Source organism: Paraliomyxa miuraensis (assembly GCF_026337845.1).
GTDB lineage: Bacteria > Myxococcota_A > Polyangia > Nannocystales > Nannocystaceae > Paraliomyxa > Paraliomyxa miuraensis.
This window is the reverse complement of record NZ_JAOVZF010000143.1, coordinates 132,826-155,864: the sequence shown is the minus strand read 5'-3', so window position 1 is coordinate 155,864 and position 23,039 is coordinate 132,826. Positions and strand designations below refer to the sequence as shown.

Here is a 23,039-nt window from a genome sequence, read left to right as displayed (position 1 = left end):
ATCGATGATGACATTCCCTTTTGACCGCCCTCCGTCACGCGACTCGCGCGGTCGTCGGGCGCTCCATCCTTGCCCGCCCCACGGCAGCCGACCGTGCACCAACCACTGCAGATGAGCGCGGGTGAGGACAACCGTCCCGCCCCTAGGCTACCGCGAGCCGCGAGCCATCGCCCTTTCAACACCACGTTCAAAACCAATCAACCACACTTTCAACCCTCCGCCCAGATCCCGCCGCTCCCCCTAAATTCTCCAGTGATCTCACCGCACCCCGCGCGGCACGGCGCTTGCTGCTAGTTGGCGTCACTCACCAGCGGTGATGCACTGCTCGACCTTCTCCCCAAGTACCCGTGGACGCGTGGTTCGCCTCCCGGTTCCAGTACAGCACTGAGACCTCGAGGACACGTCGAGGGCGCGGGCAATCGACCCGATGTGAGACTCACGGTCGGATACTGCACTCCTCAAACCCCTGCGACCGAGCAGCCCAGGTCGGCTCTCACTCACGCAGCCGACGATCAACCCAAACGATGAAGATGAGGGCACAATGGCATCCTTCGGCTCCAAGGACAACCAATTGCACTTCTGCAACAAGACGTCCGAACCCATCTATGTAATGATAACTCCGAACATGGACTTCGCACTGCTCGATTTCGCGATCAGCATCGGGCAAGTCGTGATGAGCACCGTCTCGATCAGCACGGTTGGCATGTCGCTCGCGCCGATCACGACGGCTGCCAGGCTCAGCGCTGCGTTCAGGGCCCTGTCGTTGCTCAAGAACGTGGTGGCAACCGGCGGGAACATTCCCCTCATACGGTCAGACTACGAGAGACTCCTCGCCGCGCTTCAACCCCTCAAGAATACCGGCTGGAAGATCGACCCGCACACGGCCCCGCTCCTACACAAGGAGACTCTGCTGAATCCGTTCGACTACGGGCAGTCGAGCGGGTGGGCGAAGCTCATCGGCCTCAGCGATCTCACGCTCACCGTATTCAACGGTGATTTCACGAAGACGGCAACGTTCAACGCGAACAGTGATCACTCATGGATTGCCACCGATGGCGGCGTCGTTCGCCAACGCTATGGACATGCGCTCGACGTGGAGGCCCCTGATTCAGCCTGGCATCCGTACGAGAACAGGGCAGTCACGCTGTACACCGACGCTGCCTTTGAGGGACGAGGTTGGAGCTTCGAGGTCGGGCGCTGGGACCTGCGGGCGCATGGCGCCGCCGATACCATCTCGTCGTTGATCGTGTCGGAAGGCTATCGTGTCACCTTGTACGAGCACCCAGGATTCACCGGCCAGTCGAGGGTCTTTCAGGATCGCTACAACCGCTACATCGGCGATCTCAACGACAAGATCTCCAGTCTGGTCGTCGAACGACGGCCGGCCGTGCTGTTCGGCGGTGCAGGCTTCTGCGGCCCCGCCAAAGGCCTCGACGAGGGCAATTATACCATCACGGGCTCCTCGAAGAGAAGTAATGACAAGGACAAGATCTACTTGGGCTTCGGGGTGACGTCCGTGTGGGTGAGCCCAGGCTATCAAGTCACTTTGTACGAGAACAAGGACTTCTCCGGCCGCTCGAAGGTCCTCACAGGGGATGCCGACAACATCGGAGACGATCTCGACGACAACGTGAGTGCGGTGATCGTCGAGCGTGTGGACTCGACAGCGCCCGTGGTGCTGTATCAACACCAGGGATTCGTCGGCAAGCGGCAGCGCCTCCGTGTGGGACGCCACGATGTGAGCCAACTGTCCTCGATCGGCAACGACGCCGTGACGTCGCTGTGCGTGGCCAAGGGTCATCGAGTCACGCTGTTCGAGAATAGCGGCTTCACGGGACGGTTCAAGTGCTTCACCGGCGATGTACCCTTCGTCGGCAGTGACTTCAACGACACGGTATCGAGCTTGATCATCGAGAAATTGGAGGATGCCGTCCCGCTGTCGCCCGTGGTGCTCTTCCAGCACCAAAATTTCGGGGGCAACAGCCAGCGTCTGGAGGTCGGTGAGTATGATGTCCGCCAGCTCTCGATCGGCAATGATGTCGTGACATCACTGCGCGTATTACCGGGCTACGAGGTCACGCTCTACGAGAACGCCGGCTTTTCCGGGAACAGCAGGACCTACTCCGCAGATACAGCCTACATCGGTAGTGATTTCAATGACAAGACGTCGAGCGTGATCGTTCGTAGGGCGCAAGCCGCCAAGCCGCCAGTGATCCCGGCGGAGTTGTTCTCCGACACGAATTTTGGCGGACGCAAGCAAACCCTCGCCGTGGGTCGCTACGATCACCACCAACTCTCGATCGGCAACGACACCGTATCGTCACTACGAGTGGCCCCTGGCTACCGCGTTACATTGTACGAACACGGTGGCTTCACCGGGCGCACCAAGGCGTTCACTGGGGATGCGAGCTTCGTCGGAGGCGATTTCAACGACACTACGTCGGGCGTCGTGGTCGAAAAGCTCTAGAGCCGGTGACCAAGAATCAGATCAGAGAGCGCGAAGGGCTCGACCCTGGGTCGTGCACCCACATGCACCGTGAGGCGAAGGACGGTCGCGGTGGCGTCCGTCCTTCGCTCGGAGCACAGAGGAGCGAGAGGATGTATACATCGAGCAAGGGGCTGATCATCGTGGCTACGGCCCTGTTGGGCTCGGGCTGTACGCTGGTGGACAACCCGGCGCTGCTGACCGAAACGGGCACGGACGACGACGACAGCACCGCGGGCAGCACCAGCACCGATGGCAGCACCGGCACTGCGGGCAGCACCAGCACCGATGGCAGCACCGGCACCAGCACCACCACGGATTCCACGGGGGAGAACGATCAGACGTGGTGCGTCGATGCCGACAGCGACGGCTTTGGTGATGCTGCCATGTGCACGCAAGCCGTCGACATGCCGCCCGGTACCGTGAATAATGGCGATGACTGCAACGATAGCGCTCCCGACGCGTTCCCTGGTGCCGCGCCCAACGACGATCCGCTCCTCTGCATGCAAGACGTAGATGGCGACGACTGGGGCGACGTAATGCCACCAGCCGGGGTCGACCCGGGCACCGATTGCGACGACTCCAACGCCAGCACGTTCCCGGGGGCGGCGCGCGAGGAGGACGACGCCACCGCGTGTATGCAGGACGAAGATGGCGACGGCTGGGGCGACGCCAACCCCGACGGAGGGCTGGTGGGGGGGGCCGATTGCCATGATGGCAACCCAAACCTCAACCCCGATACTCTGGTGCTCACCGCATTCACCCCGTACATGGGGGCGATGACCCTCATGACGGTCGAGCCGACGACGGCTGCGCTCGGGCCGTTCATCACGCTGGTGACACCGATGGGGGGAGTACCTGCCGTAGACGTTGGGAGCGGCACCATCAACGAGTTCGGCGAGATCTACGTCAACGACCTCGGCATGAATCAGCTCCACACGGTCGACTATGCGGCCACCTGCATGGTGGGCATGGGCGAGCTGGCCCCCGGGGGCAGCAGCCACGGAGCGACGACCGTCTGCGGTCTCGAGCACGGGGCGGACGGTATGCTGTATGGCATCGACAACGATGATCAGTTGCTGACCTTCGACCCAGCGACCGGACAGATCATGGCAATGGTTCCGATCATGCTCGATGGCGCGTCCTTGGACATCAACAGCTGCGGCACGGCCTTCGATTGCGCCCAGGGTCGTTTGCTGGTGGCCAACGGCATCGACAGCTCCATCTACAGCATCGACACCTCCAGCGGCGAGGCCACCCGGCTGCGCGATCTGGCGCCATCCATTCCTGGGCCGTGGTCTCCGGTGGGGCTCGAGTGGAACCCGCGTACCCGGAGAGTGTTCCTGTCCACCGGCAGCGAACTCCGTGAGGTGGACATCGACGACGAGACAACGGAACCGGTCTTGATTGGAATGTTTACAGAGACCAATCTGACCTATCTGCCGAGGTGTATGTGACCGGGCCGTTGCGGAGCGATGGCAACGTCGCAGCCCAGTGCTCCTGCCGAGCGCTTGCCTACTTCACGGTGACCTTCATGAAAGGAGGGCGGCTGGTCATCTCGACATCGTAGGACTTGCCGGCCGTGAGTTCGAGCGGTATGCCCGCCTGCTTCCATTCCCCATCCTCAGTGGTGCGGAATGACACTTGGTAGGTTCCCTCCGGAAGCGCCTTGGTCTTCTTGGCCGCGAGCACGAGCTGGAACTGTCGCGTGCCCTCGAGCTTGAGCTCGATCCAGGGAGCATAGTTGGGTCGGAACACCACGGCGCTCCGGGTCAGCTTGGGTGTCGTCTTGGCCGTCTCGGCGATGACCTCTTCCACGGAGATGCCGCGCTGCTGAGCCAGGATCTCGATCTCCTCGGGGGAGAGATCGGCGGGCAGGCCCGCCTCGCTCTGCTCGTTGGTGACCTTGCCCTCGCCACTCTCGTCGAGGTCGATGCCCTTCCAGTGGAGAACCTCGTCATTCTCGAGCTTTGCGATGAGATCGACGTTCGTGCGGTGTCGGGGCTCGGGGCATTCGTACCGGACGGTACGACCAGTTGCACCGTCGATCGTGCCCTCCCGAATTTCAGGGGCCTCGCCCTCGGGCGTGCGAGCACGTACGGCCGCCTTGACCAGCCTCGGGCCGTCGCCTTCGACCACGATGGTGCAGTTCGTAGGCATTGCGGGCACTTCGGGAGGCTCGGGTTCGGGCGCGGGCTGGGCAACGGGCTTGGGCTCGGGGGCGGGATCGAGCGCTGGCTCGGGTTTGGGAGCCGGGGTCTGTCGAGGTGGAGCAGACGGTGGTTCCGAGCCACAGCCGAGCATCGAAATCGCAAGGAGCAGCACCGTTCGCTTCAGACCGACCATCCTTCACTCACTATGCCTCAGTCATGGCGCGATCGGCAATGCAGATTTTTTGGACACCGGCTTCCGTTCGACGATCGATGTTCTGCCAATCGAGGCTATGCTGAGATGGTGATGTCCCTGTCGTCGATCCTGACTCTCGTATTGTTGATGGCCCCCGCGTCCGACTCGACCGAGCCCGAGCTCTCGGCCAATTACCTGGAGACATTCCAGCGGGCAGAGAAGGACAACAGCTGGGTCTACGACAACTATCAGACCGACACCAAGGAAGCACTGGAGCGTCTCCGTGCCGCGCTCGCGAGCCTACATGCGTTCGAGGACGAGCTCGCCAAGGACGAGTATGGCCGCCAGCTCGTGATCAACCTGCGCAAGTCCCTGGCGCGGACCCTGCTCGCACGCGGCAACAAGAAGGACGTGGCCGAAGCGCATCAGATCCTCCACGACGTGGCGATCGCGTCGGCGATGGAGTCGACCGATCTCTTCTTCGGTGAGGAGATCCAGACGATGTTCGATGCGCAGAAAGCCGAGCTGGAGGCCAAGGGCAGGGCCTCGGTCGCGTTCGTGTGCCACCAGGAGTGTGTCGTCTTGATCAATCGACGACCGCTGTCGGGGACCGAGCAGCAGCTGTATCTCGGGTCATACTTGGTCGAGATTCGGGCCGCGGCGGGCACCGAGCCCGCACCGATTCGAGAGCAGGTCGAGCTCGACACCCAGGGTGAGCGCCAGACCCTGGTGTTCGGGACCCCACCCGAGCCCGAACCGGAGCCCGAGCCGGAGCCGGAGCCCGAGCCCGAATCGGAGCCCGAGCCCGAACCGGAACCCGGGCCCGAGCCGGAGCCGGAGCCCGTGCAACCGCCCGAGCCCATCGAGCGCGTCCTCCCTCGCTGGGTGGAGGTCGGCGGTCTTGCGGCCGGGGTGGGCTTGGTGGCGGGCGGGGTCGGGATGCTGAGCGCCAACGACAAGTGCCAGCGGCTCGGCGACGACACCAACAGCTGTCCCAAGCTCTGGGACAGCACGCCGGGAAGCTGGATCACGATGGCGATCGGTGGCGGGGTGGCGGTTGCCTCGGCGGTGCTGCTCGGGCTCGACGAGACACGCGCCCGACGGCTGGAGGAGCGCCGCGTGGGCCTGTCGCCCATGGGGATGCGGGTACGGTTCTGATCGCGAGTCCGAGCTCGCCTTGGGCCCGCTCGAGCTCGCCAACCTCGTCGCTCGAGCTGCCCTGCACCCCGAGCATCGATTCTCACCCCGGACGTGACGACTCGAGCGCGTGACTGACCATGGCGGATTCCCGATCCATCTTCGTGCTGGTGATCCAATCCACGACTGTCGACGACGAGTATCGCATCGTTGGAGAGTGGAGTCGCCCGGGTGAGCCATCGGTTCGCCGTGAGCTCGGCCTGCCCCTGCAACCACGGGAGCTCGAGGGGGTCTTGGGCTCGCTCGACTACGGCACGATGCTGGGCAAGCGGGTGCTCGCAGGCGGGGTGGGAGAGCTGTTCGCCCAGGCGCGGGCCGACGCGTCCGAGCTGCGGGTGCTGCTGGCGGTAGAAGCCAAGACGCTGCAGTCGCTGCGCTGGGAGAGGCTGGCGTGCCCGCTCGACGGCAACCAGTGGGGCTTCCTCGGTCAGAACCAGCGCACGCCGTTCTCGCTGTACCTGCCCAGCGCCTGCGATCGGCGGTTCCTCCCGTTCGGCCGCCGCGACCTGCGAGCGCTGGTGGTGGTGGCCAGCCCCGAGCCCGGCAACCGCTATCGCGTGGATCCCTTCGACGAGAAGGACGCCATCGACACCGCGCTGACGGGGCTGGGCGAGATCCCGTCGCTGGTGCTGGGCAAGGATCCGCGTGCCGTCGGACCTCCCACCGTCGCCGAGATCTGCAAGCGGCTCACGGCCGAGCGCTTCACCATCCTCCACATCGTGTGCCACGGAGCCTACTCGGCGCGGTCGGGAGAGACGGCGGTGTTCCTCCAGAGGGACGACGGCACGACCGGTGCGGTCGAGGCCACCGATCTCATCGAGCGCCTGCGAGAGCTGGGGGCCGCTCACGGCCTGCCGCACCTTGCGTTCCTGGGAGTGTGCGACAGCGCCAAGCCCGAGGCCGAAGCGTCGCTGGGAGGCCTCGGCCAGCGCCTGGTCCGCGAGCTGGGAATGCCCGCGGTGGTGGCGATGACCGAGAAGGTCACCCAGGCCACCGCGTTCGCGCTGTCCCGAGCGCTCTACTCCCGCCTGCGGGAGCACGGGGTGATCGACCGGGCCCTGGCCGAGGCGTGCGTCGAGGTGCGGCGACGCGACGACGTGGTCGTCCCCGCGCTGTTCAGCCGCCTGGCGGGTCGGCCCCTGTTCAGCGACGACCTCGATCGTCCCCTGACCAAGTCCGAGCTGGCCGCTGCCGCCGAGGAGATCGAGCGTCTGTTCGAGGAGCGCGCCCCGATGGCCTTCGAGCGCGCGCGCGCGCTGGCCCGGGCGGTGACGGTGGACCCGGCCGTGCTCGCGGGCGCGGCCAAGCACGAGCACCAGGCGAGGCTGTCGGAGCTCGAGCATCTGTGCGAGGACGCGCTGGAGCTCTCGTTCTCTGCCCTCGGGCACGGGCGCAAGCCTCCGCCGTACGACGTGCGCTGCCCGTTCCCGGGGCTCGAGGCGTTCACCGCCGAGCAGCGCGAGTTCTTTCGCGGGCGCGATGGGTTGGTGCAGGCCCTGGTTGCGCAGCTCGAGCGCGACTCGTTTCTCGCGGTGCTCGGCAACTCGGGCTGCGGCAAGTCGTCGCTGGTGATGGCGGGGGTCGTGCCGCGCCTTCGGGACGCGAGCCCGGGCCTGGCCCTGGCCGACTTCCGGCCCGGCGATCAGCCGCTCGGCAAGCTCGAGCACGCACTGGAGGAGCTGGGGGATGCGCCCCTTCGGGTGCTGTACGTCGACCAATTCGAGGAGATGTTCACGCTCTGCCGCGACGCCGAGCAGCGCACGAAGTTCTTCGATCGTCTGCTGAGCTCGGTCGGACCCTCGCACCGCGTGATCATCTCCATGCGCTCGGACTTCATTGGCGAGTGCGCGGTGCATCGAGGGCTACGCGAGCGCGTGGAGGGGCTGCGGCTCATCCCTCCGATGTCGGCCGAGGAGCTGCGCAGCGCCATCGAGGAGCAGGGACTCGCCGCGGGGCTTCGCTACGAGACGGCCCTGTGCGAGCTGATCCTGCACGATCTCGCGAACGAGCCGGGATCGATGCCGCTGCTGCAGCACGTCCTGCGCCAGCTCTACGATCGACGCCGCGGACGCTGGCTCCGCGTGGAGACCTACGAGGCACTGGGACGGGTCCAGGGGGCGATCACCAAGACCGCCGAGCGTGTGTGGGAGGGGCTCGAGGACGACGATCGCCAGCGCCTGATCTCCGTGATGCTCTCGCTGACCGAGATCCGCGAGTCCGAAGGGGGAGAGCTCCGCTGCCTGCGGCGTCGAGTGCCCCTCGAGATGCTCTACGCCATCCGCGGGGGGACTCGCTCGTCCGGGAGGACCCAGTCGTCACTGGAGCGATCGTCGGCGCAACGGCTGATCGATCGACTCGCCGCCGAGCGGCTGGTGGTCAAGAGCCACGACGAGCACGCGGGCGACGTGGTCGAGGTTGCCCACGAGGCCCTGCTGCGCAAGTGGGACCGCCTTCAGGAGTGGGTGGCGGCGTCGCGCGAGGTGATCCACCTGCGACAGGATCTCGAGTCCGCGACGGTCGAGTGGCGGCAGCACGATTGTTCTCCCACATACCTCGTGCACGTGCACGAGCGCGGAGAGCTGGTCCGTACGTTTCTCCGCGACGGCTCGCTGCGACTCGATCCGAGGCTCGAGGAGTACTTCCTCGCCTGTGAGGAAGAGGAGCGTCGCCAGGCCGCCGAGAAGGAGCGCCTGCAGCGTGAGAAGCTCGAGGCGGCCGAGAAGCTGGCGCTCGAGCAGACCAGGCGGGTCAAGCTGTTGCGGCGAGCCACGGTCATGGTGGGGCTGGCAGGGGTGCTGGCGGTGGGCGCGGCCGTGTACGCCACCGTGCTCTATCGCGAGGCCGAGCGGGCCAAGGAGGCCAAGCACGATGCGCTGAAGACGGCCATCGACGCCCGGGAGGCCGAGCGGATCGCGGCCGAGGAGGCCAGGAACAACGAGGCCAAGGCCGTGGATGCGCTGGCCCGTCAGGAGGGGGTCTCCATCGAGCTGATGGCCGACGAGGCGGGCGCACGAGCCACGGCGCTCGTAGAGGCGATCCGCTTGTCCAAGGAGCAGCCGCACGACGTCGCGAAGCTGCGCCTCGAGGTACGCCGGGCGCTCTATGCCGCGACCCGAGGGCTCCACCCGGCGCGAGAGCTGCGGGGACACGACCAGAGCATCACTGATCTGGCGTTCTCTCCCGACGGTGCTCGGCTGGCCACCTCCGGCCGCGACGACACGGCCAGGATCTGGGAGGTCGCGACCGGCAAGCCGCTGCAGGTCGTCGACGGGCAGAAGGGGCTCTCCTTCGTTGCGTTCGGTGGGATGGGGGGCGAGGAGATCCTCACCACGAGCCGGGGGAGCGGCGCGCTGCGCTGGGGAGCAAGTCCACGGCCCGTGGCCCTGGCCGAAGACGACGAGCACGTCGATGTCATGGCCGTTGCCCCCGATGGCCAGCGGCTGGCGACGGTGATCGACGGCACCGTCGACGTGTGGAGCTGGAGGGACGGAGGGTGGGTCGACCGCGCGGAGGTGCTCGAGCCCGAAGAGGGCACGATCTTCGAGTTGCGCTTCTCTCCCGACGGCGCGCGCTTGCTCGCGGTCACCTCGCAGGGCGCACGGCTCGTCGCGCTGGCGAGCCCCAGCGAGGTGATGGTGCTCGGAGGTCATCGCGACAAGGTGGTGGCCTCGGCCTTCTCCGCCGATGGCATGCACGTCGCGACCGGCGACGCCAGTGGGGTGGTGCGGCTGTGGGAGACCTCGGATGCCACCGAGCCGCAGGACTTCGTGGGGACCGGGGAGGTCAGAGGGATCGCGATCGACTCGAGCGGCGAGCAGATCGCCGTCGCTCTCGATCAGGTGGTCCAGGTCTGGTCCATCACCAGCGGCCAGAAGCGCTCCACGCTGCGAGGACACCTGTCGATCGTCAGCGGCCTCGAGTTCTCGCCCGACGACACGGTCCTGGCCACGGCGGGCTGGGACCGAACGCTGCGGCTGTGGGACGCTCGGACGTGGGCCGAGCGAGCGATCCTCGAGGGACACGCCGATCAGATCCGCGACTTGGCGTTCTCTCCCGATGGGCAATGGATCGCAACCGGAGCGCTGGATGGATCGGTTCGCCTGTGGAGCGCCCACTCCACGACCCAGCAAGTGCTGCTGGCAGGCAGCAAGGACGACGCCCAGCCCATCGTGCTGTCCCCCGACGGAGAGTGGGTGGCCCTGGCCAAGCGAGCCAAGAAGGCGGTGGAGATCAGGAGCCTCGTCGCGACGGACGCGTCCGAGGTCGACGGCGACGGGGTGACGGCCATGGCGATCTCGTCGGACTCGAAGCGGTTGGTCACCGTGGCTTCCGATCGCGTGCCCATGCTCTGGCAACAAGGCTCCACTGGGATCGAGCTCGCAGGAGAGCTGCCCCCCCAGGACTCGATCGTCTCCGCGATCGCGTTCTCTCCCGATGATCGGCAGCTGGTCACGGGCGACGGTGCCGGAGTCGTGAAGCTGTGGAACACCGCCACGCTCGCCCCCGTGACGGCGTTTCCGGCCAATGACCGGGGGACCTCGCTCGTCGCGATCTCTCCCGACGGTCGCCACCTGATGACCCTGGAGCTCAACAAGGTGGCCAAGCTGTGGGACCTGAGCCGGCTCGACGAGCCCGTGGCTTCGCATCGAATGGATGGCATCGTGTTCTCCGCGGCATATGCTTCGTCTGGTCGGCTCGCGCTCGGCGACCACATGGGCCATGTGTTGTTGTGGACCCCCGAGATGGACCAGCAGGTGACGCTGGATGGGCACATGGCCAACGTCAACGCCATCGCGATCTCCCCCGATGGGACGCGCATGGTGACTGCGGGCCTGGATGCGACGATCAAGCTGTGGGATCTGCAGACCGACGAGGAACTCACCGTGCTGGGGCGGCACGCGCGTGACGTACGTGCGCTGCGCTTCGTGGACGACGGTCGGGCCGTGCTCAGCGCGAGCGTCGATGGGGTGGTCCAGCGCTGGGTGGTCGATCTCGAGCAGCGCCTGGGCCTCGCCTGTCGGGCGCTGGGCGACATCGCGGTCGACGCAGAGGTGGCCGATGTCTGCGCGGCCGTGCTGTCCGGTAGAGATCCTGGCTGAGTACGAGGAGGCCCAACCGGCCAGCGACTGCCCGATGTCATGCGACAGGAGACACAGGTCGCCACACCCGGTGGGCCAGCGGGGCCCGAGGGCACGGGCACATGAGTGACCTCGGTGCTCGTCTCACTCGGTGAGCAGCCTCTGGATCCACGGAAGCTCGGGCGCGAGGCGACGTCGAAGGTTTGCCTTGCGTGCCTCGAGCCTGGGGGTGGGGCCGACGTCCTGCGGGGTGAGATCGAGCTTCTTGAGGCGACCGTAGATGGCCTGAACCGTTCGTTCGGTGCGACTGGCCAGTTCCTTGACGTCCGCACATTGCTCGGCGACACCGAGAAAGAGGAGATTGTCGAGATCCTTGGAGACGTTCACGCTCGGGACGTGGGGGCTCGGGCTCGACGGGGATGGCCGCTGCCCCAGGACCTCCGCGAAGACCTCCTCCCTGGGTCGACCCGGGTTCCACAGGATCATGAGTCGCTCGATCGCGTTCCGGAGCTCACGCACGCCGCCCTTCCACTCGTGTGCGGCGCAGCGCGTGGTGAGGGCCATTGCATCGTCTTCCGAGATGACCACGCCATGGCTCTCCGCCACTTCGGTCGCGATCGAGCGAGCAATGGTCTCCACGTCGCGAGCATCGAGCCCGGGAATGCGAATCGTGATGGTGCTCAGCCGGTAGAAGAGATCCTCACGGAACGACTTGGTATCCTCGGCACCGATGTCACGGTGGGTGGCGGCGATGACCCGGACGTCGACATGCTGCTCGCTGGTGCCGCCGACCGGCCAGTACGTCCCCTTCGCGAGGAAGCGCAGCAGCTTGGCCTGGGCGTCGAGGGACAGCTCGCCCACCTCGTCGAGGAACAGCGTGCCGCCGTTGGCGAGCTCGACGAGCCCTGGCTTGTCGGAGGTGGCGCCGGAGAAGGCCCCACGCGTGTGGCCAAAGAAGGTGCTCTCGAACAGCGAAGGGGCAATCGCCGCGCAATTGATCGCGAGGAAGCGCTTGCCCGCACGGTCCCCTCGGCGATGGATCTCCTCGGCGAGCACCTCCTTGCCGACGCCCGTGGGCCCCACGATGAGGACGGCGCAGCGGGAGGAGGCCACCCGGCGCGCCAGGGTCAGCGCGTAGCTCCGCGCGGGGGTTCGAGCATCGAAACCGCTCGTGGGGCTCGGAGCCGGGGGCAGACCGCCGCGAGCGCTCCGGGTGAGCGATTCCACCTGACGAATCCCGTGTCCGAAGTGATTGCCGGAGGTGGACACGGCCTCGTTGGTGGCAGTGAGAACCGCGTTCGAGTCCGACGAGTCTGATCGAGATGCCGCCAAGCGCATCCTGCGCTGTTCCATCGCATGGGCCTTTCGATACACGAGATATCACGCTTTACTGATAGGGGAAACACTTTGTGCAGAGAACGCAATCTGTGCGCTGAAGACATCGGCCATGTGTCTCGATCCGGTTCAGCGGGATTGTCGTATTAAACCGCGCGTAAAACACGATTCAATATTCAATCAAATGAGTTTTCAAAGCGGATGTTTGGTAGCTGGCAAGCCATGGAAATTCCCTGAGTCTCCTGATGTGAGCCGCCGGGCACGTGAGTTGCTTCGTGGATGCATCCGTTTGCCTTCCCGCGAGGGCGGAGCATGACCTCGTCGGAGGTGGCCAACGTCTACCCTCGATGGGTCCCGAGAGAGATTGGGCAATTTTGCGCAGTGCGGAAACGACCTGCGCGAAATTGAGGAGAGTGTGATGGCAGGGGGGCGAGCGAGAACGAGGTAATTCGAAATGACTCAGTCGACGTGTTTGCTCATGATGGTATGGCGTGGGTGCAGTGGTGTCGTGGCGAGGACTCGAACAATGCCGGTGTCCGTTCCAGTGTCGTCCTTCTTCATTGAGAACCTTTGATCCAAGGCATTCCAGGACATCCCGGGATGATCACCATGGACTTCGCCTCGTACTACGCCCAGCTCATCAGGTCTCGCTTGTTGCACTTCGCCGCCTGGAGTCCCGTCACCGATCCCTACGAGGTCGGCGACTACGGGGCCCTTCGTGGCGGGGTGTTTCACAAGCTCGGCAACATCCGCGAGTTCGGGGTCGAGCCACGGGCCCGGCCCGGGGCCTCTTCGGTGAGCCTGAGCTTCACCTCGGCCGGGGCCACCATGGTGCGCACCATGGGCGGCGTGAGGGTGGATGCGTTTCCCGCCCAGGCCGTCGAGGGCACGCTCGAGCTCGCGCTCGAGGGCGAGAGCAGCGTCTTCATCCGCACGGGAAAGCTGTCGATGACCGAGCTCTTGGGGGTCGACGCGGTGGCGGGGCAGCTGGTGCGCCGACGCGACGCCGGCGGTCGCAAGTGGAGGCTGGGCTGGCGGGTGGTCCGAAAGGTCTATGTGGCCGTCGATCCCGTGATCCTGGTCTCGACCGAGCGGGGGGCTCGCTTCTCGCTGCGAGGCCGCGTCGACGCGCTCGCGGCCGTCGAGGCCGGGCGTGGCTCGGCCGAGCTGTCGGTGAGCTGCAGCAAGGCCGACTCGCTGCAGATCGTGGGTGGTACGGGCCCGGTGGCGCTCGATCTGTTTCGGGTGCGGATCGGTGGCCATGCTCAGGTGTCGTTCGGAGCCGTCGAGCCGCAGTTTGGGGGCGATGCGCCCGAGCTTGGCGAGCCGGAGCTCGATGACGAGTGGGAGGATGAGATTCCCGAGGACGAGGCCGAGCTGTTCGAGCCGGCTGCCGACGCGAGCTCGTGAGTGCAATCAACCAAACTTGGACAGGAGAACGAGAGGAACACCATGGTGGCAACGGAAATCAAGGGAGCGCTGCGCACGGCGGCCGACAAGGTCTCGCAGTTCGTGGGCAGTGTGGCGGAATTGAAGGTGGAGACGCGCACGCTCGAGGCTGGAACCGGTGCGGAGTCGGTGCTGGCCGCGCGTACGATCATCAGCCTCGACGGCGACAACCTGTCGGAGGTGCCGGCCACGAAGAACGCCGAGGGCAGGTGGGAGCTCGACACGGTGCTCCACGGTCTTCACATGCGCAACGTGGAGGCGGCGATCGAGTATCGCTCGCGGATGGTCGGGTCGATGCTGGCGTTGTTTGGCGCGGCGAGGGGTGAGCCATGAGCTACGAGGAACGACGCGTGAGGGTGAAGGTCTACGGCTCGCTGGCGAGCAAGTCGCCGCTGCTGGTCGAGGTGCCGGGGGTTCGGGGCAAGGTCCGCCGCCTGCATACGCTGGCGGCGGCGGCCCTCGAGACCATGGCCGCTGCGATCGAGCGCGACATTGGCGTGAAGATCGAGCTCGCCTCGGGCTGGCGCAGGCACAAGTGGACGAGTCGTGCCCAGTACGAGAAGACGTTGGTCTCGCGGTTCGGCTCGGTGAGGGAGGGGCGCAAGTGGCTGGCCTACAACTCTCCGCACGAGACGGGCCTGGCGATGGACATCGGGACCGGTGGCCTGTGGCCGACCAAGTCCACCCGCAAGGAGCAGAAGCGGACTCCACTCCACGAGTGGCTGGTGGAGCACGCGCACGAGTACGGGTGGCATCCGTACAAGCTCGAGCCGTGGCACTGGGAGTTCCCGCTGAGCCTCGAGGCGTATGGGAGCGGCGTGATCGGGGAGGATGATCCCGGGCCGCCGGAGGAGGATGTTTCGTTCGGGATCGGAGACGAGGTCGATGTGATCGAGGAGTTCGAGGAGGAGGACGAACTGGTGGATGAGCTGGGGGACGAACTGGGGGAGGAGGGCGGAACGGCCTAGCCAGTGGGCGTCCAATATGGACCGCCATCGGCCCAACGCCCGGGTTGGGTGCGAGAGTGGGGAACTCGGCGGATGCGTCGCCGCGATCCTCGACGAACGGCCGGCTCCCGTCACCCCGCGTCGGGCTCATAGGCCAGGCTCGATCCGAGCCAGCGCTCGACCTCGCCCACCGTCATCCCCTTGCGCGCCGCGTAGTCGCGCACCTGATCCTCACCAATTCGCCCCACCCCGAAGTACCGGGCCTGCGGGTGCGCGAGGTAGATCCCGCTCACGCTCGCCGCGGGCGTCATCGCGAAGTGCTCGGTCAGATCCATCCCGACCTCCCGCGCCCCGAGCAGCTCGAACAGCTTGCCCTTCTCGGTGTGATCGGGACACGCCGGATACCCGAACGCAGGCCGGATTCCGCGGTACCGCTCGGCGATGAGCTCGTCGTTGGACAGCCGCTCGTCCTTGCCGTAGCCCCACTCGCGCCGCGCCTCTTGGTGCATGCGCTCGGCGAGCGCCTCGGCGAGCCGGTCGGCGAGCGCCTTGACCATGATGGCCGAGTAGTCGTCGCCCGCGGCTTCGAAGCGCGCGACGGTCTCCTGCGCCCGTAGCCCCGCCGTGACCGCGAATGCACCGATGCAGTCGGGCGGCCCGCCCACGGGCGCCACGTAGTCGGCCAGGCACAGGTGCGGGCCATCACCGCTGTGCTGCTGCTGCCGCAGCATGGGAAACCGCAGGCGCTCGCCGCTGCGATCCTCGTGGTACACGACGATGTCGTCGCCCTCGCGCGCCGCGGGCCAGAACCCGTAGACCGCGCTGGCGGTGACCATGCGCTCCTGCACCATGCGCGACAGCAGGTCCTTGCCGTGCTCGAACAGCTCGCGCGCCGCGGCGCCGTACTTGGGATGCTCGAGGATCCCGGGATACCGACCCTTGAGCTGCCACGCGGTGAAGAAGAACGTCCAGTCGATGTAGGGCACGATCTCCGCGAGCGGAACGTCCTGCAGCACCCTCCGCCCCAGGAACGCAGGCGTGGGCGGCGGCTCGCGCTCGAAGTCGAGCCCGGGCGCGGCGGCACGCGCCTCGGCCAGGGGGTGCACCGGCTTGACCCGCTTGCCGCCGTGGATCTCGCGGAGCTTGGCCTGCTCGGCCCGGTTGGCCACGTCGAACGCACGCCGGCGATCGACGTCGAGCAGATCGGCGACCACCCCCACCACCCGCGAGGCATCGAGCACGTGCGCGGTGGAGTGCTCGTAGCACGGGGCGATCTTGACCGCGGTGTGCTGCCGCGAGGTGGTGGCGCCACCGATGAGCAGCGGCAGCTCCATGCCCCGGCGCGTCATCTCCTTGGCCACGCCCATCATCTCGTCGAGCGAGGGCGTGATGAGCCCGGACAGGCCCACCACGTCGGCGCCCTCGGCCACCGCGGTGTCGAGGATAGTGGTGGCGGGCACCATCACCCCGAGATCCACGACCTCGTAGTCGTTGCAGCGCAGCACCACCGCCACGATGTTCTTGCCGATGTCGTGCACGTCGCCCTTGACGGTGGCGAGCACGATCTTGCCCCGCTTGCGGCGGCTGGCGCCGCCCTCGGCGTCCTGCTCCATGTACGGCATGAGCACGCCCACCGCTCGCTTCATGGCGCGGGCGCTCTTGACCACCTGCGGCAGGAACATCTTGCCCGCGCCGAACAGGTCGCCCACCACCTTCATCCCGTCCATCAGCGGGCCCTCGATCACCGACAGCGGGCGGCCGTACTGCAGTCGCGCCTCCTCGGTGTCGGCCTCGATGAAGTCGAGCACGCCACGCACCAGCGCGTACTGCAGGCGCTGCTCCACGCTCGCGTCGCGCCACGACAGGTCCTCCTCGCGCCGCTTGCCCTCGCCGCGGATCGTCTCGGCAAAGCTCACCAGGCGCTCGGTGGCGTCGGGGCGCCGATCGAGGATCACGTCCTCCACCCGCGAGAGCAGCTCGGCCGGGATGTCCTCGTAGACCACCAGCTGGCCCGCGTTGACGATGCCCATGTCGAGCCCGGCCCTGATCGCGTGGTAGAGGAACGCCGAGTGCATGGCCTCGCGCACCACGTCGTTGCCGCGGAACGAGAACGAGAGGTTGCTGATGCCGCCCGAGACCTTGGCCCCGGGGCAGCGCTCCTTGATGAGCCGGGTGGCCTCGATGAAGTTCAGGCCGAAGCGCGCGTGCTCCTCGATGCCGGTGGCCACCGCGAGCACGTTGGGGTCGAACACGATGTCGGTGGGGTCCATGCCGACCCGGTCGACGAGGATCCGGTAGGCGCGCTCGCAGATCGCAACCTTGCGCTCCACCGTCTCGGCCTGGCCCTGCTCGTCGAAGGCCATCACCACCAGCGCCGCGCCGTAGCGCTGCACGAGCCGGGCCTTGGCCACGAAGTCCGCCTCGCCCTCCTTGAGCGACAGCGAGTTGACGATGGCCTTGCCTTGAACGCAGCGCAGGCCGGCCTCGATCACCGACCACTTGGAGGAGTCGATCATGATCGGCACGCGGGCGATCTCGGGCTCGCTGGCCACGAGGTTGAGGAAGCGGGTCATCGCCGCCTCGGAGTCGAGCATGCCCTCGTCCATGTTGACGTCGATGACGTTGGCGCCGCCGCGGACCTGATCGATCGCCACCTCGAGCGCGGTGTCGTAGCGATCGTCCTTGATGAGCTTGGCGAAGCGCCGCGAGCCGGTCACGTTGGTGCGCTCGCCGATCATGATGAAGTTGCTGCTTTGGTCGACGCGCAGCGGCTCGAGCCCCGCGTAGCGGCTGCCGCCGCCGTCGTCCCGTGCGGGGACCGGCCGGGGCGGGATGCCCCGGACCGCGCCGACTACGTGCTCGATGTGCGCGGGGGTGGTGCCGCAGCAACCGCCGACCAGGTTGACCAGGCCGCTCTTGGCAAAGTCCTGCAAGAACGCGGCGGTGGCCTCGGGGCGCTCGTCGTACTCGCCAAACGCGTTGGGCAGGCCGGCGTTGGGGTAGCAGGCGACGAAGGTGTCGGCGATGGCGGAGAGCTCGGCCACGTAGGGGCGCATGAGGTCGGCCCCCAGCGCGCAGTTGATGCCCACGCACAGCGGGCGGGCGTGGGCCACCGAGATCCAGAACGCCTCGACGGTCTGCCCCGAGAGGATGCGGCCGCTCTTGTCGGTGATGGTCATCGAGAGCACGAGCGGCAGCTCCACGCCGCGGCGCTCGAAGACCTCCTGCACGGCGACGATCCCTGCCTTGAGGTTGAGGGTGTCGATGACGGTCTCGAGCAGCAGGAGATCGACGCCGCCCTCGACCAGCGCGTCGATCTGCTCGGCGAAGGCCTCGCGCATCTGGTCGAAGGTGGCGGCACGAAAGCCCGGGTCGTTGACGTCGGGAGAGATCGAGAGCGTGCGGTTGGTGGGGCCCACCGCTCCGGCCACGAAGCGCGGGCGCTCGGGGGTGCGGGCGGTCCAGCCATCGGCGGCCTCGCGGGCCAGGCGGGCGGCGGCCAGGTTGATGGCATGGATCTCGTGCTCGAGGCCATAGTCGGCCTGGGCGATGCGCGTGCCCGAGAAGGTGTTGGTCTCGATGATGTCGGCCCCCGCGGCGAGATAGGCGTCGTGGACCTCGCGGACCACGTGGGGCTGGGTCAGCACGAGCACGTCGTGGTTGCCCCGCAGGTCGCGGGGGTGGTGCTCGTAACGGTCACCGCGGTAGGCGGCCTCGTCGAGGCGGTAGTCCTGCAAGGCGGTGCCCATCGCACCGTCGAGGAACAAGATGCGCTCGCGCAGGGCGGTGGGCAGGTAGGTGCGAGGGTCGGGGCGAGACGGGCTTTCGCTGCTCATGAGACCTTGGCCTTCTTCTTGGTCGGCGTGGTCGGCCGTCGGGGACGGGAGGGAACCTCGGTGTCGGCCGGCCGATGGGCGAACACGGTGACGACCTCGAAGTAGGGCTTGCGGCGCTCCCTCGAGGTGATGTCGCAGCACGACACGCCAAGGCCCGCCTCCTCGACGAGCCGCTGGAGCTCGTCGATCGAGAAGCCATCGACGACCTGGCTGTAGCTGCGCGCGATCTCGGTGTGTCGGTGCTCGTGCAGGGTCACCAGCACCAGGTCGCCCCCCGGCCGCAGCACGCGGTGAGCCTCGTGCAGGGCGCGGTGGGGGTCGGTGGCGTAGGTGAGGGCGTGGAAGTGCAGCACCTGATCGAAGGTGGCGTCGGGAAACGGCAGGTCGTGCATGTCGCCCTCGCACAGGTGCACGTTGGGGAGCTTGGCCAGGCGCTCGGCCGCGGCCGCGATCACGGCGGGGCTGCGATCGAGGCAGGTGACCGAGCGCGCGCGCGGGGCCAGCAGGGTGGTGAGCACGCCGTCGCCCGAGCCCACGTCGAGCACGTCGCCCAGGCGCAGCAGGCCCACCAGACCACGGGCGGTGGCCTCCCACGTGCGCCCGGGCGAGTAGCGGTGCTCCATCTGGCCCGCCACGAGGTCGGGCCATCCCGCCTCGTGCTCGCGACGGTCGAGCAGCAGCGCCTCGCGACGCTCGCGATCGGCCGCGAGCACGCGGTCGTCGGTCTGGGCCCGCACCAGGCTCCACAGCTTGGCCTCGGTCGCGGGCAGCCGCTTGCGGTCGAGGGTGAGCCGCGTGCAGTTGCCCGCACGATGCTCGGCCAAGAGGCTCGCCGAGCGCAGCCGGCCCAGGTGCGTGGACACGCGTGACTGCGGCAGCTCGGTGATGCGGGTCAGCTCGGCCACCGACAGCTCGGCCCCATCGAGCAGGCTGAGCAAGCGCAGCCGCGTGGGGTCGGCCAGCAGACCCAGGAGGCCCACCGTCCCCTCGAGGTCATGCGTGATGGCTCCGCTCATATCCGCAAATCTTGATGAACGGATGATGCCTGAATTGGGGCGGAGATCAAGCGCCGGGGCGGTCGGGAGACTTGCGTGCTTTGCGCGAGCTCTCGCAGGTGACGACCAGGGCGACTAGACGACGCCCTGGGCCCGCAGCGCATCGAGCTCGTCGGGCGTCAGTCCCAGGCGCTCGACGTAGATCTCTTCGTTGTGGGCGCCGAGCTCGGGCCCCGCGAAGTGGCTGCGCGCGGGAGTGCGCGAGAGCAGGGGGGTGATCCGGGGGACGCGAAGCGTGGAGCCGTCGGGGAGGGTGATGGGCTCGAGCATGTCTCGGGCGGCGACGTGGGGGTCGGCGAACAGATCGGCCGCGCTGTTGATCGGCCCGCTGGGGACGTCGGCGCGGACGAGCGCCTCGAGCACCTGCGCCTGCGGTAGGCTCGACGTCCACGCCTCGATGGCGGCGTCGAGCTCGTCGGCGTGGGCCGAGCGACCGTCGTTGTGCTGCATGCGAGGATCGTCGGCGAGCCGGGGCCGGCCGATCGCGTGCATGAGCTTGCGGTAGAGCCCGTCGCTGTTGGCCCCGATCACCACGTAGCGGCCGTCGGCGCAGCGGTAGGTGTTGCTGGGCACGATGCCGGGCAGCGCCGAGCCGGTTCGCTCGCGCACGTGGCCCAGGCGATCGTACTCGGGCACGAGGCTCTCCATGATCGAGAACACCGACTCGTAGAGCGCGACGTCGATCTGCTGGCCCTGGCCGCTGCCGCCGTCGGCCCGGTCGCGCTCGTGCACGGCGGCGAGGGTGGCGAACGCGGCGTGCAGCCCCGCGAGCGAGTCGCCGAGGCTGGCGCCCGTGCGCACGGGCGGGCGATCGGGGAAGCCGCTGACGTAGCGCAGCCCGCCGAACGCCTCGGCCACGTTGGCGAAGCCGGGGCGATCGCGGTAGGGCCCGGTCTGCCCGTAGCCGGACACACGGACCATGATGATGCGAGGATCGATGGCGCGGAGCTCCTCGTAGCCCAGCCCCCACGCCTCCATGCGACCGGGGCGAAAGTTCTCGATGACCACGTCGATCCCGGTGGCCAGCAGGCGCCGCAGCAGGTCGCGGCCGGCGGGCTTGCGAAGGTCGCAGGTGATGCTGCGCTTGCCCCGGGCCAGGCTCCGCCACCACAGCGAGGTGCCGCCCTCGAGCTTGCGCCACTTCCGAATGGCATCGCCGGTGCCAGGGGGCTCGACCTTGATCACCTCGGCGCCAAAGCCCGCGAGCAGGAACCCGGCGAATGGTCCGGCGAGCAGCTGACCGAGCTCGAGCACGCGCAGGCCGGCGAGCGCCTCGGGGGCGGGAGCGGACGACATGGCCGGCGACCGTGGCACGCCAGGCGGTGCGGTGTCGAGCCGGCGGGCCGACGAGCGTCAGCCCGCCGGATCCACGTCGATCGCATTGATCGAGCGCAGGTTGCCGCCCGCGGGATAGCCGTAGGACGCCGCGGCGTCCTGGCCCCACACCACGATCCCGAAGTTGCCGTCGCTCGTTGCCAGGTGCTGGCTGGTGGCGCAGGCGGGCACCGAGGCCACGCCGCCGCGGAACAGCTCGACGTGGGCGTACTCGAAGCGACCGTCGGTGCCCACCGGCTGCCAGCCGGTGATCGTGCCCATGCAGTCGAGGGTGACGAGCTCGAACCCGGTGGGCCCGGCCTCGCGCACGACCACCAGGGAGCTGGTGCCATAGGTCGGATCGACGAAGAACGCGTAGGAGCGCAGGAACTGGGCGGGAGGCACCAGCACCACCCAGTCGTCGTCGCCGAGCCCGCATGGGCCGGGGATGCCGGTGCAGCCGGGCTGCCCGCCGAGCGTGCCGGACATGTACTGGGAGAGCGAGAACGGGTGGCCCTCGTCCTGCGAGGCCACCGAGAACGTCGCGGTGGACTCGAACTCCGCCATCTGTCCCGCGTTCAAGGTGGCCGGGGCCCCGGGGGGCGAGGCCGCGTCCCACGACAGCGTGGTGCCATCGACCACGCCCACGAGGCGGTAGCGCACGCTCTCGGGGGCAAGGCCCGGCAGGCGGCTGAGCAGGCCCGCGCCCACGTACTCGGAGGCGAGCGCATTGACGTCGGGGATCATCTGGTGCGCGCTGTCGCGGCCCGAGAGCGGACCGTCGGTGGTGCTCACCTGCAGGTAGGTGTTGCCCGAGAACACGCCGATGGGCTTGTCGGCCGAGAGGATCGTGCCGTACGGATCGCCCAGGGCGTGCCACTGCAACACCTCGCCCGCGTTGGCCACGTACTGGGTGAACACGGCGACGGGCGGGTTGGGGATGCTGCCCGCCGCGATGGCCACGGTGGGCTGGATCGAGAGGGTGGTGGCGTCGTCGCGGACGACCGCGAGCAGCCACTCGGTGCCGTCGGGCGGGTGCGGGGAGACGAGCACGTAGCCGTCGCCCCACGCCGTGCTGGGGTAGAGCAGCGAGGCCGACGGCAGATAGGTCGAGGCGCCGCCGTACGGGATGATGTCGTAGACCTGCACGGGGGTGTCGCTCTCCAGCGAGAAGGCCACGCCCTGCGCGGTGCCGTGGGTCGCGGTGTCGGCGAGCACGGCCGGAGCGATCGGACACTCGAGCGAGTTGGCGTTGAACACGCCGGGGCGATGCGAGAGGAACACCACCGCGACCTGGCCGCTGGGGATGCCGGCGGGCGGTAGCGGACCGTAGGTGGTCGCCGGCCCGATTCCATTGGGGATGCGCGTGACCAGGGAGACATCGTAGGGCATGCCATCGCGCGATAGATCGAGGAGCGCGGGGCGATCCCACGGGTTGGACACGAGCAGCGCGTGACAGGGGCCCGATTGCGCCGCCGCTGGATTGCCGTTGGCAAAGAACGGCGAGCTGGGCACCAGGAACTCGCAGCCCAGCGAGCCCTCGGAGCCCGCGGCTGCGAGGCAGGCTGGGATGCACTGGCCCTGGAGGCACCCCTCGTCGGGCGGGCAGGTCTCGACCACGGCGCCGGTGCCGATGGAGACGACCTGCTTGAGGTCACTGCTGCACGCCACGGAGTTCGCGCCCATGTCGGTCACGCCGCCCACGTCGAACAACGGGATGGGGACGTCGGGCTCGGGTCCGATGTCGGCGGCGTCGTGGCTCGAGGTGGTGGAGTCGAGTCCCGTGGTCGTGGCGGATGGGCTGGTGGAGCCCGAGGTGGGGGTGAGCGTGGTCGAGCCCGTGCCCCTGGTCTCGTCGAGAACACTGGGATCCTCGCCCGTGTCGCCGCACGCGAGCATCAGTCCCACCCCCGCGATCCACCCCGGCCTTCGTGGCGCCACCATACGACCCTAGCCTACGAACCAAATTGGAGACTGGGAGGGTTGGGGGCTGTCGC

General features: G+C 67.7%; 13 protein-coding genes. 7 read left to right on the top strand and 6 right to left on the bottom strand.

The window, feature by feature from the left end; genetic code table 11:
• Positions 1 to 625: 625 nt before the first annotated feature.
• Positions 626 to 2,467, top strand: a complete 1,842-nt coding sequence (locus OEB96_RS10670; RefSeq protein WP_266215439.1) for a beta/gamma crystallin-related protein — start codon at positions 626 to 628, stop codon at positions 2,465 to 2,467.
• 131 nt (positions 2,468 to 2,598) lie between these two features.
• Positions 2,599 to 3,942 carry a YncE family protein gene (locus OEB96_RS10665; protein ID WP_266215438.1) on the top strand — a complete coding sequence of 448 codons (1,344 nt, stop codon included), beginning with the start codon at positions 2,599 to 2,601 and terminating at the stop codon, positions 3,940 to 3,942.
• 58 nt (positions 3,943 to 4,000) lie between these two features.
• Here the strand turns inward: OEB96_RS10665 and OEB96_RS10660 are convergent, their stop codons facing one another.
• Entirely contained in the window at positions 4,001 to 4,645 is a 645-nt protein-coding gene (locus OEB96_RS10660) for a hypothetical protein (protein WP_266215437.1), read from the bottom strand.
• A 297-nt stretch (positions 4,646 to 4,942) separates the two neighbouring features.
• On the opposite strand from OEB96_RS10660, the gene OEB96_RS10655 reads away from it, so the two are divergent.
• Both OEB96_RS10655 and OEB96_RS10650 read left to right on the top strand, forming a co-directional pair.
• The gene (locus OEB96_RS10655) at positions 4,943 to 5,989 is read left to right on the top strand and encodes a hypothetical protein (RefSeq protein WP_266215436.1); all 1,047 of its coding nucleotides are present in this window, start codon (positions 4,943 to 4,945) and stop codon (positions 5,987 to 5,989) included.
• A gap of 119 nt (positions 5,990 to 6,108) precedes the next feature.
• The gene (locus OEB96_RS10650; protein ID WP_266215434.1) at positions 6,109 to 11,127 is read left to right on the top strand and encodes an nSTAND1 domain-containing NTPase; all 5,019 of its coding nucleotides are present in this window, start codon (positions 6,109 to 6,111) and stop codon (positions 11,125 to 11,127) included.
• A gap of 123 nt (positions 11,128 to 11,250) precedes the next feature.
• On the opposite strand, the gene OEB96_RS10645 is transcribed toward OEB96_RS10650, so the two are convergent.
• Entirely contained in the window at positions 11,251 to 12,375 is a 1,125-nt protein-coding gene (locus OEB96_RS10645; RefSeq protein WP_266215433.1) for a sigma 54-interacting transcriptional regulator, read from the bottom strand.
• Positions 12,376 to 13,050: 675 nt separating this feature from the next.
• On the opposite strand from OEB96_RS10645, the gene OEB96_RS10640 reads away from it, so the two are divergent.
• Genes OEB96_RS10640 through OEB96_RS10630 form a run of 3 tightly spaced genes read left to right on the top strand, consistent with a single transcriptional unit; the run spans position 13,051 to position 14,858 of the window.
• Positions 13,051 to 13,851, top strand: a complete 801-nt coding sequence (locus OEB96_RS10640) for a hypothetical protein (RefSeq protein ID WP_266215432.1) — start codon at positions 13,051 to 13,053, stop codon at positions 13,849 to 13,851.
• Positions 13,852 to 13,893: 42 nt separating this feature from the next.
• Positions 13,894 to 14,223: a hypothetical protein gene (locus OEB96_RS10635; RefSeq protein WP_266215431.1), complete on the top strand. Its 330-nt coding sequence runs from the start codon at positions 13,894 to 13,896 to the stop codon at positions 14,221 to 14,223.
• Entirely contained in the window at positions 14,220 to 14,858 is a 639-nt protein-coding gene (locus OEB96_RS10630; protein WP_266215430.1) for a M15 family metallopeptidase, read from the top strand. Before OEB96_RS10635 ends, OEB96_RS10630 begins: the two co-directional genes overlap by 4 nt.
• Before the next feature lie 110 nt (positions 14,859 to 14,968).
• On the opposite strand, the gene metH is transcribed toward OEB96_RS10630, so the two are convergent.
• The 4 genes from metH to OEB96_RS10610 form a co-directional block, all read right to left on the bottom strand.
• Positions 14,969 to 18,673, bottom strand: coding sequence for a methionine synthase (gene metH, locus OEB96_RS10625; RefSeq protein ID WP_266215429.1), 3,705 nt, complete (start codon positions 18,671 to 18,673; stop codon positions 14,969 to 14,971).
• A complete protein-coding gene (locus OEB96_RS10620; protein ID WP_266215428.1) occupies positions 18,670 to 19,689 on the bottom strand; it encodes an ArsR/SmtB family transcription factor in 1,020 nt (339 codons plus the stop codon). The genes metH and OEB96_RS10620 overlap by 4 nt, the downstream gene beginning before the upstream one ends.
• Before the next feature lie 114 nt (positions 19,690 to 19,803).
• On the bottom strand, positions 19,804 to 21,024 hold the full coding sequence (locus tag OEB96_RS10615) for a CaiB/BaiF CoA transferase family protein (RefSeq protein WP_266215427.1): 1,221 nt from the start codon (positions 21,022 to 21,024) through the stop codon (positions 19,804 to 19,806).
• A gap of 57 nt (positions 21,025 to 21,081) precedes the next feature.
• Positions 21,082 to 22,986 carry an IgGFc-binding protein gene (locus OEB96_RS10610; RefSeq protein ID WP_266215426.1) on the bottom strand — a complete coding sequence of 635 codons (1,905 nt, stop codon included), beginning with the start codon at positions 22,984 to 22,986 and terminating at the stop codon, positions 21,082 to 21,084.
• Positions 22,987 to 23,039: the final 53 nt, after the last annotated feature.

Bases quoted from the DNA above. Each gene is read 5' to 3' on its own strand.
- OEB96_RS10650 (WP_266215434.1), top strand. From the start codon at position 6,109: ATGGCGGATTCCCGATCCATCTTCGTGCTGGTGATCCAATCCACGACT.
- OEB96_RS10610 (WP_266215426.1), bottom strand. From the start codon at position 22,986: ATGGTGGCGCCACGAAGGCCGGGGTGGATCGCGGGGGTGGGACTGATG.
- metH (WP_266215429.1), bottom strand. From the start codon at position 18,673: ATGAGCAGCGAAAGCCCGTCTCGCCCCGACCCTCGCACCTACCTGCCC.
- OEB96_RS10630 (WP_266215430.1), top strand. From the start codon at position 14,220: ATGAGCTACGAGGAACGACGCGTGAGGGTGAAGGTCTACGGCTCGCTG.
- OEB96_RS10615 (WP_266215427.1), bottom strand. From the start codon at position 21,024: ATGTCGTCCGCTCCCGCCCCCGAGGCGCTCGCCGGCCTGCGCGTGCTC.
- OEB96_RS10635 (WP_266215431.1), top strand. From the start codon at position 13,894: ATGGTGGCAACGGAAATCAAGGGAGCGCTGCGCACGGCGGCCGACAAG.
- OEB96_RS10665 (WP_266215438.1), top strand. From the start codon at position 2,599: ATGTATACATCGAGCAAGGGGCTGATCATCGTGGCTACGGCCCTGTTG.
- OEB96_RS10620 (WP_266215428.1), bottom strand. From the start codon at position 19,689: ATGAGCGGAGCCATCACGCATGACCTCGAGGGGACGGTGGGCCTCCTG.
- OEB96_RS10670 (WP_266215439.1), top strand. From the start codon at position 626: ATGGACTTCGCACTGCTCGATTTCGCGATCAGCATCGGGCAAGTCGTG.
- OEB96_RS10655 (WP_266215436.1), top strand. From the start codon at position 4,943: ATGTCCCTGTCGTCGATCCTGACTCTCGTATTGTTGATGGCCCCCGCG.
- OEB96_RS10660 (WP_266215437.1), bottom strand. From the start codon at position 4,645: ATGCCTACGAACTGCACCATCGTGGTCGAAGGCGACGGCCCGAGGCTG.
- OEB96_RS10640 (WP_266215432.1), top strand. From the start codon at position 13,051: ATGGACTTCGCCTCGTACTACGCCCAGCTCATCAGGTCTCGCTTGTTG.